The organism is Streptomyces sp. NPDC048603 (assembly GCF_043199475.1).
Classification (GTDB): Bacteria; Actinomycetota; Actinomycetes; order Streptomycetales; family Streptomycetaceae; genus Streptomyces.
Genome location: NZ_JBICVY010000002.1, coordinates 95,686 through 108,610, shown reverse-complemented (window position 1 = coordinate 108,610; position 12,925 = coordinate 95,686). Strand labels below are relative to the sequence as shown.

Below are 12,925 nucleotides of genomic sequence, written 5' to 3'. Positions count from 1 at the left end.
CATGCACACCACTCCGGAGACCCCGGAAGCCAGAGACGCCAGAGACGCCAGAGAAACCCAGGAAGGCGCGGCTCGCGAAGCCCATGACGCCACGCCCGTCGACCGGACCGCTCTCGACGAGGTGGTCGAGTTCACCTCCGGGCTGATCCGCATCGACACCACCAACCGGGGCGGCGGCGACTGCCGCGAACGCCCCGCCGCCGAGTACGCGGCCGAGCGGCTGGCCGGCGCCGGGCTGGAGCCCGTACTGCTGGAGCGGGCCCCGGGCCGCACCAACGTCGTCGCCCGGATCGAGGGCACCGACCCGTCCGCCCCGGCCCTGCTGGTCCACGGCCACCTCGACGTGGTCCCGGCCGAGGCCGCCGACTGGAGCACCGACCCCTTCTCCGGCGAGGTCCGCGACGGAGTGGTGTGGGGCCGTGGCGCCGTCGACATGAAGAACATGGACGCGATGGTGCTGGCCGTCGTACGGGCCTGGGCCCGCCACGGCATCCGGCCGCGCCGGGACATCGTGATCGCCTTCACCGCCGACGAGGAGGACAGCGCCGTCGACGGCTCCGGCTTCCTCGCCGACGAGCACCCCCGCCTGTTCGACGGCTGCACCGAGGGCATCAGCGAGTCCGGCGCCTTCACCCTGCACACCGCGCCCGGACGGACGCTCTACCCGATCGCCGCCGGGGAACGCGGCACGGCCTGGCTCAAGCTCACCGCCCACGGCACCGCCGGGCACGGGTCGAAGCCGAACCGGGCCAACGCGGTCAGCCGGCTGGCGGCGGCCGTGGCCCGGATCGGCGAGTACGAGTGGCCGGTGAGGCTCACCGACACCGTCACCGCCTGCATCACCGAACTCGCCGCCCTGGAAGGGCTGTCGGTGAATCCGCGCGCCCGCGAGTTCGATCTGGACGAGGTCCTCGGGAAGCTCGGACCGGCCGCCATGCTGGTCGAGGCGACCGTCCGCAACAGCGCCAACCCGACCATGCTGAGCGCCGGTTACAAGCTGAACGTGGTCCCGGGCCACGCCACCGCGTACGTGGACGGCCGGATGCTGCCGGGCGGCGAGCAGGAGTTCATCAGCACCCTGAACGCGCTCACCGGTCCTGACGTGGAATGGGAGTTCCACCACCGCGAGGTGGCACTCGAAGCCCCCGTCGACGGCCGTACGTACGCGATCCTGCGGGAGTCGGTCGAGCACTTCGACCCGGCCGGGCACGTGGTGCCGTTCTGCATGGCCGGCGGCACGGACGCCAAGCAGTTCTCCCGGCTCGGCATCACCGGCTACGGCTTCTCCCCGCTGAAGCTGCCGCCCGGCTTCGACTACTGGTCGCTGTTCCACGGCGTGGACGAGCGGGTGCCCGTCGACGCCCTGCACTTCGGGGTCCGGGTCCTCGACCGCGCCCTGCGGGCGCTGTGATGGAGACCCCGGCGGCCCCACCCGCGACCGCGGAACACATCGCCAACACCACGGAACCGTACGGGTGTTGGCCGTCCCCGATCGAGGCCTCCCTGACCGCCTCGCTGGACGGGCGACCCGAGTACGTCGGCACCGTCGGCGACGAGGTCTGGTGGACGGAACCACGGCCGTCCGAGGGCGGCCGCCGGGCCCTGGTCCGGCTGAGGTCCGGCGGGGGCCCGGAGGAGACGGTGCTGCCGGCGCCGTGGAACGTGCGCAGCCGGGTGGTGGAGTACGGCGGCCGGCCCTGGACCGCGGCCCGGGGCGAGCGCGGCCCCCTGCTGGTCTTCGCCCACTTCGCCGACCAGCGCCTGTACCTGTACGAACCCGATGCGGGCGGGGAGCCCCGGCCGCTGACCCCGCTCGGGACGGTGGGCCGGGGGCTGCGCTGGGCCGATCCCGTACTGCGCGGCGGTGAAGTGTGGTGCGTAATGGAGGAGTTCACCGGACCGTCCCCGACCGGCGTACGCCGCGTGCTGGCCGCCGTACCGCTGGACGGATCGGCCGCCGAGGACCGGTCACGGGTTCGTGAACTGACCGACGACCGGCACCGTTTCTGCACCGGGCCTCGGCTCTCCCCCGACGGGCGGCGGGCCTCCTGGCTGGCGTGGGACCACCCGCGGATGCCGTGGGACGGTACGGAGCTGAAGGTGGCCGAGGTCGCCGCCGAGGGGTCGCTGACCGGCGTCAGGACGGTGCTCGGCGGACCCGAGGAGTCCGTCGCCCAGACCGAATGGGCCGCCGACGGCAGCCTGTTGGCGGTCAGCGACCGCTGCGGCTGGTGGAACCCGTACCGCGTGGACCCCGACAGCGGGGGCGCCGTGAACCTCTGCCCGCGGGAGGAGGAGTTCGGCGGCCCGCTGTGGAAGACCGGGCTGGCCTGGCTGGCACCGCTGGCCTCGGGGCCGGTCGCCGTCCTGCACGGCCTCGGCTCGTCCGTGCTGGGGATACTCGACCCCGAGACGGGCGACCTCGTCGACGTGGCCGGTCCGTGGACGGCCTGGCAGCCGACCCTCGCGGTGCACGGCTCCCGGGTGTACGGGGTCGCGGCGAGCCCGCGCAGCGGGTACGAGGTGGTCGAACTGGACACCTCCACCGGCCGGGCCCGGGCGGTCGGCGCACACGCCGTGGACCGGGTGGACCCGGCGTACTACCCCGAACCGCAGAGCCGTACCTTCCTCGGCCCGGACGACCGCGAGATCCACGCTCACGTCTATCCGCCGCACCACCCGGCCCGCCGCGCCCCCGCCGACGAGCTCCCGCCGTACGTCGTCTGGGCGCACGGCGGCCCCACCGACCACGTGCCGCCCGTACTGGACCTGCACATCGCGTACTTCACCTCGCGCGGCATCGGCGTGGTGGAGGTCAACTACGGCGGCTCCACCGGCTACGGCCGCGCCTACCGGGAACGGCTGCGCGAACAGTGGGGCGTGGTCGACGTGGAGGACTGCGCGGCGGTGGCCCGGGCCCTGGCGGCGGAGGGCACGGCGGACCCGGCCCGGCTGGCGATCCGGGGCGGCAGTGCGGGCGGCTGGACGGCCGCGGCATCGCTGGCCGGCACCGACCTGTACGCCTGCGGCACGGTCATCTATCCCGTACTGGACCTCCAGGGTTTCGCCGAGGAGACCCACGACCTGGAGTCCCGCTATATCGACGGCCTGGCCGGCCCCCCGGACACGCTGGCGGTCCGCAACCGGGAGCGCTCCCCGGCCGCGCGCGCGGACCGCATCAAGGCCCCGTTCGTGCTGCTGCAGGGACTGGACGACGCGGTCTGCCCGCCGGCCCAGGCGGAACGCTTCCTCCGGGCCCTCCGGGGGCACGCGGTCCCGCACGCGTACATCCCCTTCCCCGGCGAGGGGCACGGCTTCCGGCGAGCGGACACCATGATCCGCGCGCTGGAGGCCGAACTCTCACTGTACGTCCAGGTGTTCGGTCTGCGGCGCGATGACGTGGAGCGGCTGGAGCTGGGCTCCGGCTGAGTCACTCGCTCCGGAGCCAGATCCGCAGGGGCCCGACCGGGGTGAACCCGTGCCGGGCCGCTGCGGTGAGATCCTCTCCGGACTCGTAGCCCACGAGCGGCAGTTCCGGCCACAGCCCGGCCGCGGCGGACAGCACGAGGGGCCAGGCGCCGGCCCCGAACACGTTCGAGACGCCGACCGCACCCGCGGCCCGGTTGAGCACCGCCCCCGAGACCGGCCGCCGGCTGCCGGGAGCGGCGCCGTCCATGCCGTGCGTGTCGGCCATGCCGTGGGCGTCAGCCATGCCGTACGTGTCGGCCGCGCCGTCCACGCCGAACACGAAGGCGATGTCCGGATCGGCGAGCAGCTCCGGCCGGAACACCCCCTCGGCCCCGCCCCAGGCCGCTTCCCAGCGCGCCAGCGCCTCGGCCGTACGCACCCGCGACCAGGCGGCCGCGCCCTCCGCCGGTGCGGGTCGGCGGTGGATCCACCGGGCGTCGAACAACACCTCGAACCCCGCCGCACCGAGCTCCAGCCGCGCGAAACTGTCCTTGACCGAGCACCACGGCTCCGCGATGTCGACGAGAGCCAGTACTTCGCCTTCCGTGACCTGCGCGTCGAGGGTCACGGCATCGGGATACAGGGGCGGGGTCCGGCGGCCGGAAGCCCACAGCCGGTCACCGGCCCGCGGCTCCAGGCCGTGCGCCCGGCTGACCGCGTCGCACCAGGCGGCATTGTTCCGCGCGGCGAGGGCGGCAGCCCTCGCGTCATCATCGTCGTTCACGCACGCGATACTCACACAGCCCTACGCTGAGCAGATGATCTTTTCCGACGCGAAGGCGGAGTTCGTGTGCACCGGGCCCCGGGTGGGCCTGCGGCCCTTCCGCCCCGAAGACGGCCCGGAGTTCACGGCCCGCGCGAGAGAGAGCCGGGAGCTGCACCACCCGTGGCTGTTCCCGCCCACGACGCCGGAGGAGTACGAGCCCTACGCTCGCCGGCTGACCGGGGAGGACCCGGGCCGGGCGGGCTTCCTGGTCTGCGAACGGGAGGGCGGAGACGGGCGGGACCCCGGCGCCATCGCCGGCTTCATCAACATCAACAACATCGTGCGGGGCGCCTTCCGGTGCGGCGCCCTGGGCTACGGCGCCTTCGCTCACGCGGCGGGCCGGGGCCTGATGGCCGAGGCCCTGGGCCTGCTGATCGACCACGCCTTCGGGGAGTTGGGCCTCCACCGCCTGGAGGCGAACATCCAGCCGGGGAACACCGCCTCGATCGCCTTGGTCCGCGGGCGGGGCTTCCGTCTGGAGGGCCTGTCCCCGGACTTCCTCTTCGTCGACGGCGCCTGGCGCGACCACGAACGCTGGGCGATCACGGGAGGAGACAACTCCAGCCCCCGTAACGGCAGTCGGCAGTCCGGCAGCGACCAGGTCTCCACAGGATCACCACGGTCGTAGCGGAGCCCTCACAGGTTCCCCATGCCCCTGCGGGCAACCGTGTTCACGATCACCCGGAATTGTATATTCCGGACCTAAACGAGACATGATCCAGCTTTAGATTCCCTTCTTGATCTTGCCGACCGGCAGGATCGGAAGGGATGACACATCCGTGTCCAGATACACATCCGTGTCCACATACACGGCCGGGCGCTCCCGCCCGAGGCGGCACAGAGGGCGGATCGCCCTGGCATCAGCCCTGGTGCTGGCGGCGGAAGCCGCCCTGATGTCCGGCCAGACAGCCGTCGCGGCACCGGGCGGGCCCACCCCGCCGGCGGCCAAGTCCCCGTCCGGGAACGGGACCGGCCCGGCCGGGGCGGCCGGGGCGGCCGGGGCGGCCAGGCACGCGAAGGGCTCCAAGGGCTGGGCCGTCGCCCAGGCGAAGAAGACCGGCAAGAAGGTCGTCGCCTCCGACGAGACGACGGCCACCTCCCACACCGTGGCCAACCCCGACGGCACCCTCACCACCGAGCTCACCGCCGGGCCCGAACGGGTCTGGCGGGCAGGTGAGTGGCGTACGGTCGACGCCACCCTGACCAGGGCCGCCGACGGAACCGTGCAGGCGAAGGAGCACCCCCACGGGCTGCGCCTGTCGGGCAAGGGCGGCTCCGCGCCGCGCTCTTCGGCGGCCGCCAAGGACGCCGCCCCGCGCGATCTCGTCACCCTCGGCACCGGCGACCAGGCGGTGACGCTCCAGTGGAAGGGCGGCCTTCCCGATCCGGAGCTGAACGGCACCACCGCCCGGTACCGGGAGGCCGTGCCCGGCGCCGACGTGATCGTCGAGGCCACGCGGACCGGGTTCGAGCAGTTCGTGGAGATCGGCGAGAAGCCTTCCGGCGGCTACTCCTACACCCTGCCGGTCAAGGCCAAGGGACTGAAGGCGAAGGCGAACGCGGACGGGTCGGTGACGTTCACCGACGCCGGGACCGGTGAACAGCGCGCGACGATGCCCGCCCCGGTCATGTGGGACGCCTCGGTGGACGAGCGGTCCGGCGAGCACACCCGCCGGGCCCGCGTCGCCATGCAGGTCGTGGACAAGGGCGCCGGATCGATCGACCTGGTCGTCAGTCCGGACGAGAGCTTCCTCGCCGACCCCACGACCCGGTACCCGGTCACCGTCGACCCCTCCACCTCCGCGCTGGGGAACACCTTCGACACCTACGTCCAGCAGGGCGAGACGGTCGACTGGTCCAACGACGTCGAACTCGACTTCGGCAACCCCGGCACCAAGAACCCCGACGGCACCCCGCGCACGGCGCGCTCCTTCATCACGTGGAACACCACCCCGATCCAGGACGCGCTGATCGTCGACACCAACCTGGCGCTGTGGAACTTCCACTCCGGCAACACCGACTGCAGCGCCCAGTCCTGGACCGTCTGGGGCACCGGCGCCCCCTCCACCTCCTCGCGCTGGACCGCGCAGCCCGCGTGGAACCAGCAGTACCACTCCTCGGCCGAGACCAAGGGCAACCCGGGCTGCGCCGCCCAGCCGGACGGCTGGGTCAACGCCGACGTCGACACCCTCGTCCAGACCTGGGCGTCCGCCAAGGCCACCCGCGGCCACATGGGTCTGCGCGCGGCCACCGACGACATCCGCGCCTGGAAGCGCGTCAACTCCGGCAACGCCACGGCGAACCAGCCGAAGCTGACCGTGACCTACAACTACCGTCCCTCCGACGGCACGGCACAGCAGGCCGGTCCGCCCTTCAGGACCTACAACGACGTGTGGGCGGTCAACACCCTCACGCCGACACTCAGGGATACGTTCGCGGATGCGGACGGCGACAAGGTCAGCGGTACCTTCCAGGTCTACGACGCGGAAACCAACGCGCCGATCACCACACCGGCCGGAGACGGCGTGCTGGTATCCGGCTTCGTCACGCCCGGCGAGTGGGCGACCGTGCAGGTCCCGGACGGGCAGCTCGTCGACGGCAGGATGTACAAGTTCCGCACCAACGCCTACGACGGCACCCACTACAACCTGGGCTGGTCCCCGTGGCGGTCGTTCGTCGTGGAGACCGCCGCCGCCGGTGCCCCCACCAAGCTCCAGCCCGGCGACACCTACACGATCAGCGATCCCGCGCTGATCGCCGACCCCGCCCGGGTCGAGGAGGTCCTGAACAGGGACGGCAATCTGGAAGCGCTCGGCATCACGCCGCGCGCCGGGCCCTCCGCCGGGCAGGCCTCGACGCAGTCCGGTGCGCAGTCCGCGACGGCGGAGGCGGCGCCCGCCGGTCCGGCCCAGGGGCCGACCGGGGCGCCGGCTGCCGGGGCGATGGCTGCCTGGGAGCGGACGTACACCGTTCCCAGCCAGCGGTTCAACCGCGGCCGCAAGCCCGAGAACAACGGCAAGGACCCGTACGAGTACATCGCCGACGTCGACGAATGCCACAACGCCGATGACTCGGACAACGCGGCCGGGTGGATCAAGAACCGGTTCTCGTACTGCCAGGAGACCCTGACGGTGATGCCGGCGGTCAGGTGCGGCCTGTGGCCCCCCGGCTGCTACCTGCACGGGACCTTCATCTCGACCAACACCCTCATAGGCCGGGGCCAGATAGGCGGCCTGAACGGCAGCGATCTGACCCGGTTCGCCGAATTCGACTTCAACGTGGACGTTTTCATATCCACCGGCGATTTCGGCAAGGTCGGCGCCAAGCTGGAGGCGAAGCTGGAGTGTGAAGGGGACTGGGCCATCGGCGTTCCGGGCAACCCCACAGCGGAGGACGCCTGCCAGCCGGGCGTCTATACGGGCCGCACCGATTCACCCAGCGAGTGGAAATACAACGGTGACACCAAGTTCGATCTGTGGTCGCTGGCGCCGAAGCTGCCCGATGTCGCCAACGGCGATCAGATCGCCACGGGCCTGTTCACTCCGGTCCTCGAGTTCACGCTTCCCGGCTACTCCCAGCTCATCCCCTCCGAGGGTGAGCAGGGCGAAATCCGATTCGACAGCGCCGCCTACAACGTACGGGCCAAGTCGGGTTCCGTGTTTCCCGACGCCACACCCGCCCTGCGCTACGACCGGAGCGACACGTCGGACCCCGCCGCTCCCGTGGAGCCGTACTACGGAGTGGCCGCGGTCGCGGACCACATTGGCGACGCCCTCGCCAACCCGGGCGGGACATTCCCGGCGAAGAGCGACAAGAAGATTCCCGGCGGGAGCGCCGTGGACCCGCTGTACCGCCTCGTGCCGGGCGTCGGGGCGTTCGAGCAGGCGCGCTACGACGCCAACCGTTCCGTCGTCTCCAGCACGTGCAACAACGCCTCCGTGCCGGGTAAGCCCACGGCGGGAGAGCGCCGCGACTGCGACGAATTCCCCTTCGCCTCCAGCTATCAGGGGGCCGCGCGCTACCAGTACGAGGGAGAGCCGTACCGGGACGACTTCTCCGTCCGCTACATCGACTCGGACGAGAACCAGGAAGCCGGGCGGCGTCTCGGCGCCTGGTACGACAACGACCGGATCCTGAGCCATGACCCGTTCATCATCGTGATCGGCGACTGACCGGAGAACCCGGCCTGAGTCGCTCATGCCGCGGGGCCGGTCCGATGGACCGGCCCCGCTCCTGTGTCACGCGGCGGCTGCCCGCCAGATCTGAATCAGGCAGTACTGATCTGCGCCGTTCAGTTCCTCTTCGTGACCCGTCGGCATGGGCAAGGGCTCCGGGAGTCCCTCCAACGGAGAGGTGAAGGGACCGCCTTCACGATTGAACGTCCACTGCCACCGCATCCCGTACAGACCGGGCGAAGGCAGGATCAGGGGGAGTTCCCGCTGCCCGCCGTCGACGGTCTCCAGTGCGAGGTCGCCTCCTGGAAGCTCCACTTCCACTTCCTCCGAGCCGGACCACGGAGCATCGCTCGCCGGAGGGACCGTCGACCAGCTCTCCAACCGGACCGATGCCCGGATCACCTGGGGCGGCACCTGCAGATAGACCATGCCGGGGGCGGAGAGGAGCCATCTCGCGCGGTCCGCATGTGGTGAATACGTGTCGACGCTCGTATCAACCAGCCCAAAGATGCGATAACTCGGAGAAACCGTGGTCTGACAAGAATCCAGCAGCCTGCTCAAGGGGAACCTCACACGTTGTCGGCCGAGTCGCAGACGCGACTACTTCCGGATCAGGGCGTTGTTCAGCGGTATTCGCAAAGGTAGGCGGTCTCTACCTCGACCTTGAGCTGGAACTTGCTGTTGCCCGGGACGTCGAACTGCCGGCCGGCCGCGAAGGTCTCCCAGGTGTCGGCGCCGGGCAGCTTGACGATCAGGGCTCCGCTGACCACGTGCATGATTTCGCGGGCGTCGGTGCCGAACTCGTACTCGCCGGGAGCCATGACGCCGATCGTCGCCGGGCCTTCCTCGCCGGCGAAGGCGATGGACTTGACCGTACCGTCGAAATACTCGTTGACCTTGAACATGGAATCCTCACTGGGAATCGAGCGGAGAAGGGAGGCCGGCTCGTCTCGCGCTGACTACCGGTAGGGCAATTGCATTGCGGTAAGGCAACCGCATTGCCGGCGATCATACCGGCCTGGAAGTGACCGGGCCGGGCCACCCCGGCGAGGCGCCGAATTCACGTCAGGACAACGCCTTGATCGCCTCGGTCGCAGCGACGGCGAGCCGCGGGTGGGACTGGGCACGGACGAGCAGCTCGCGGGCCCGCGGATCACCGAGGGCCCCGAGCCCCTCGACGCAGGCGAGGGCGACCCGCCAGTACGGGTCGTGCGGCGTGAGCCGCCGGTCCAGGGTGGTCATCAGCGCCGGTACGGATTCCGGGGCGCGGAGCGCGGCAAGGAGCCGTACCGGCTCCAGGGCGTAGGCGACGCGCAGCTCGTTGGTGGCGAGGGCCGCGGCGGCGCGGGCGGTACGGGGGTCACCGAGGCCGGCGAGCGCCTCGGCGGCCGCCGCGCAGCGGGGTGGGTCGCGGTGGTTGAGCAGGAGCACCAGCGCCTCGAAGGCACGACGGTCCCCGGCGAGACCGAGGCGATAGGCGGCGAGCTCCCGGGCCCACAGGGGAAGCGCACCGGAGGTCAGCGCCTCGGCCAGCTCGTCACTCCCGGCCGCCACCAGCCGCTCGTACTCCCCCGCCGCCCCGCCGGCTTCGCTCCGCAGCCGCTCAAGCACAGTCATCCGCCCAGCGTAGGGGGGCGGGACGCCGGCCCGCCGAGTTTCACCGGGAGTACCACGCTCTGGCAGCGAGCTCCGCTGGGTCGGGAACGAGAGGGTGCCCGGGGGCTGCCCGTCAGTCCCAGTGTCTTTCCGTGCCGGCCGTCGGCGTCAAGGGCGCGACGTTGTCGCGTCGCCTCCGGCGATGGCCCTTCGGGCCACCCTTGACCCCGACGTCCGTCCCGGAACGACAAGGACTGTCGGGCGGCCCCCGGGGGAACGGCATAGGGGGACCTACGGGTCGTGAGGCTCTGGCTTCGGCGGGCACGAGCCGCAGCTTCGCTCGGCCAGCCGCCCGTTCGGGCGGACGCGGAATCGAAGTCGATCAGATCTACGTGAGCAGGCTCGGCCCAGGCGCATCAGATCGCTACGCGCTTCTGCTTGTCGGCGAGTGCGGGTCGTCAGGTGCTGGGCGGATGGCGCCCACGATCGCCACACAGGCCTACCGGACAGCGGCGATCACACACACGCTCCCACCGGTACGGCGGACAGCCAAGGCTGATCCGCACGGCCGCACGGCCGCACGGCGCCCTCGCCGTTTCGGGCCATCGTGCAGATCACATCTCCCCTGGTCTGGCCAAGCAGTTACTCACCGGTTAATCTCGCACCAACGTGTCCTTGGGCCCGACAGCAGTGGCTCGGGGACCGGATTACGGGCGTGGCCTGGTGACGCAGCCCCGCTCGTGTTGGTCGGTTCGGCATGCTGTGCGGCCTGTGCCCCGGGACAGGGCTTGGCCGTTTCCCTCAGTTCGCCGTGTTCGGTAATCCGCATTCCGCCGCGCTGTGCGACGCGCGGCATGCACGCGGAGCATCCGTAGTCGTGGCCCGGCGCCGCTCGTCGGCGTCTTGCCGCGGACTTGTGCACCCCTGCGCTCCACGCACACCCGTACCCCGTGCACCCCTGCGCCCTGTGCTCCGCGCTCCCTCAGCCGTCACCCCTTTCACCCTCACTGGAGTCCCGCGATGGACCGTCCGTCCACGTCCAGTTCCGCCCAGCCCACCCCGTCCGCCCTCCAGACCGTCGCCGTCGTCGGCCTCGGCACCATGGGCACCGGTATCGCCGAGGTCCTCACCCGGGCCGGTCACGAAGTGATCGGCATCGACGTCAGCGAGGCCGCGGGCCGTGCCTGCACCGCCGCCCTCGAGGCCGCCACTGCCCGGTCCGTCGCCAAGGAGCGGCTGACCGAGCAGGAGCGGCAGAGCGTCCTGGCCCGGCTGCGCACCTTCACCGACCTGCAGGCGGCCGTGCACGCCGATCTCGTCGTCGAAGTGGTCCCCGAGGACTACGCGCTCAAGCAGCAGGTGTTCCGGGACCTGGACGCGATCGTCCGGCCCGACACCATCCTGGCCACCGGCACCAACGCGCTGTCGGTGACCCGGCTCGCCGCCGGGTCGCAGCACCCGGAGCGGGTGCTCGGCCTGCACTTCTTCAACCCCGCGCCGGCCATGAAGCTGGTCGAGGTGGTCTCCTCGGTCCTCACCGCCCCGACGGCCGTCGAGGCCGTCACCGCGCTCGCCCGTGCCCTCGGCAAGGAGCCCGTCGCGGTCGGCGACCGGCCCGGGTTCGTCGCCGACGGCCTGCTCTTCGGCTACCTCAACCAGGCCGCGGCCATGTACGAGTCGAAGTACGCCTCCCGGGAGGACATCGACGCCGCGATGCGGCTGGGATGCGGTCTGCCCATGGGGCCGCTGGCGCTGCTCGACCTGATCGGCGTGGACACCGCGCGCACCGTCCTGGAGGCCATGTACGCGGCCTCCGGCGACCGGCTGCACGCCCCCGCGCCGATCCTCGGCCACCTCACCGAAGCCGGGCTGACCGGCCGCAAGGCGGGGCGCGGCTTCTACTCTTACGAGGCGCCGGGCAGTGCCGCGGTCGTCCGTGACGCGCACACGCCGCTGGAGGGGGCCGCCTCGGTCGCCGGCCGTGCGGTGTCCTCCGTCGGCGTGGCCGGCTCCGGCACCATGGCGAGCGGCATCGCGCAGGTCTTCGCGCAGGCCGGTTACGACGTGGTGCTGGCGGCGCGGAGCGACGAGAAGGCGGCGGCCGCGAAGGCGGCGATCGGGAAGTCCCTGGGCAGGGCCGTGGCCAAGGGCCGGCTGACGCAGGAGGCCGCGGACGGGACCCTGGCGCGGATCACCCCGGCCGGTTCGCTGGAGGCCTTCGCCGAGGTCGACCTGGCGGTGGAGGCGGTCGCCGAGGACCTGGCGGTCAAGCAGGAGCTGTTCGCCGCCCTGGACAAGATCTGCAAGCCAGGTGCCGTGCTGGCCACGACCACCTCCTCCCTCCCGGTGATCGCCTGTGCCCGCGCGACCTCGCGTCCGCAGGACGTGATCGGCATGCACTTCTTCAACCCGGCGCCCGCGATGAAGCTGGTCGAGGTGGTGCGTACGGTGCTGACCGCGGACGACGTCCACGCGACGGTCCGCGAGGTGTGTGCCAAGGTCCGCAAGCACGCCGTGGACTGCGGCGACCGGGCCGGTTTCATCGTGAACGCCCTGCTGTTCCCGTACCTGAACAACGCGATCAAGATGGTGGAGACCCACTACGCCTCGGTCGACGAGATCGACGCCGCGATGAAGCTGGGCGGCGGCTACCCGATGGGCCCGTTCGAGCTCCTCGACGTGGTCGGCCTGGACGTCTCCCTGGCCATCGAGAAGGTCCTCCACAAGGAGTTCCGCGACCCCGGCCTGGCGCCGTCCCCGCTGCTGGAGCATCTGGTGGCGGCGGGCTGCCTGGGCCGGAAGACCGGTCGCGGATTCCGTGAGTACGCCCGGCGGTAACGCCGGCGGGCACCCACGGGCACATGAGCCGGATGCGTGGGGAGGGCTGCTCGGCCCCGCCGGACCCTCACGGCGCGGGAAC

Annotated in this window: 9 protein-coding genes; 5 read left to right on the top strand and 4 right to left on the bottom strand. The window is 71.5% G+C overall.

The genetic code is table 11. The features are described 5' to 3' along the window. Position 1 precedes the first annotated feature (1 nt). Together ACGFQ9_RS04210 and ACGFQ9_RS04205 are read left to right on the top strand one after the other, a co-directional pair. On the top strand, positions 2-1,411 hold the full coding sequence (locus tag ACGFQ9_RS04210) for a M20/M25/M40 family metallo-hydrolase (protein ID WP_393571837.1): 1,410 nt from the start codon (positions 2-4) through the stop codon (positions 1,409-1,411). After that, on the top strand, positions 1,411-3,429 hold the full coding sequence (locus ACGFQ9_RS04205; protein ID WP_393571009.1) for a prolyl oligopeptidase family serine peptidase: 2,019 nt from the start codon (positions 1,411-1,413) through the stop codon (positions 3,427-3,429). The genes ACGFQ9_RS04210 and ACGFQ9_RS04205 overlap by 1 nt, the downstream gene beginning before the upstream one ends. 1 nt (position 3,430) lies before the next feature. On the opposite strand, the gene ACGFQ9_RS04200 is transcribed toward ACGFQ9_RS04205, so the two are convergent. After that, positions 3,431-4,192 (bottom strand): hypothetical protein, encoded by a 762-nt coding sequence (locus tag ACGFQ9_RS04200; RefSeq protein WP_393571007.1) that lies wholly within the window; start codon positions 4,190-4,192, stop codon positions 3,431-3,433. A gap of 34 nt (positions 4,193-4,226) precedes the next feature. Between ACGFQ9_RS04200 and ACGFQ9_RS04195 the strand changes: the two genes are divergently transcribed. Both ACGFQ9_RS04195 and ACGFQ9_RS04190 read left to right on the top strand, forming a co-directional pair. Beyond that, complete coding sequence (locus tag ACGFQ9_RS04195; RefSeq protein WP_393571005.1) at positions 4,227-4,862, top strand: GNAT family N-acetyltransferase; 636 nt, start codon at positions 4,227-4,229, stop codon at positions 4,860-4,862. 265 nt (positions 4,863-5,127) lie between these two features. Further along, positions 5,128-8,406: a DNRLRE domain-containing protein gene (locus ACGFQ9_RS04190; protein WP_393571836.1), complete on the top strand. Its 3,279-nt coding sequence runs from the start codon at positions 5,128-5,130 to the stop codon at positions 8,404-8,406. 66 nt (positions 8,407-8,472) lie between these two features. Here the strand turns inward: ACGFQ9_RS04190 and ACGFQ9_RS04185 are convergent, their stop codons facing one another. From ACGFQ9_RS04185 to ACGFQ9_RS04175, 3 genes are all read right to left on the bottom strand, one after another. Next, positions 8,473-8,970 (bottom strand): hypothetical protein, encoded by a 498-nt coding sequence (locus ACGFQ9_RS04185; RefSeq protein ID WP_393571003.1) that lies wholly within the window; start codon positions 8,968-8,970, stop codon positions 8,473-8,475. A gap of 62 nt (positions 8,971-9,032) precedes the next feature. Beyond that, positions 9,033-9,314, bottom strand: a complete 282-nt coding sequence (locus tag ACGFQ9_RS04180) for a pyrimidine/purine nucleoside phosphorylase (RefSeq protein WP_393571001.1) — start codon at positions 9,312-9,314, stop codon at positions 9,033-9,035. Positions 9,315-9,474: 160 nt separating this feature from the next. After that, positions 9,475-10,026 (bottom strand): HEAT repeat domain-containing protein, encoded by a 552-nt coding sequence (locus ACGFQ9_RS04175; RefSeq protein ID WP_393570999.1) that lies wholly within the window; start codon positions 10,024-10,026, stop codon positions 9,475-9,477. 999 nt (positions 10,027-11,025) lie between these two features. Between ACGFQ9_RS04175 and ACGFQ9_RS04170 the strand changes: the two genes are divergently transcribed. After that, on the top strand, positions 11,026-12,843 hold the full coding sequence (locus ACGFQ9_RS04170) for a 3-hydroxyacyl-CoA dehydrogenase family protein (protein WP_393570997.1): 1,818 nt from the start codon (positions 11,026-11,028) through the stop codon (positions 12,841-12,843). Positions 12,844-12,925 lie beyond the last annotated feature (82 nt).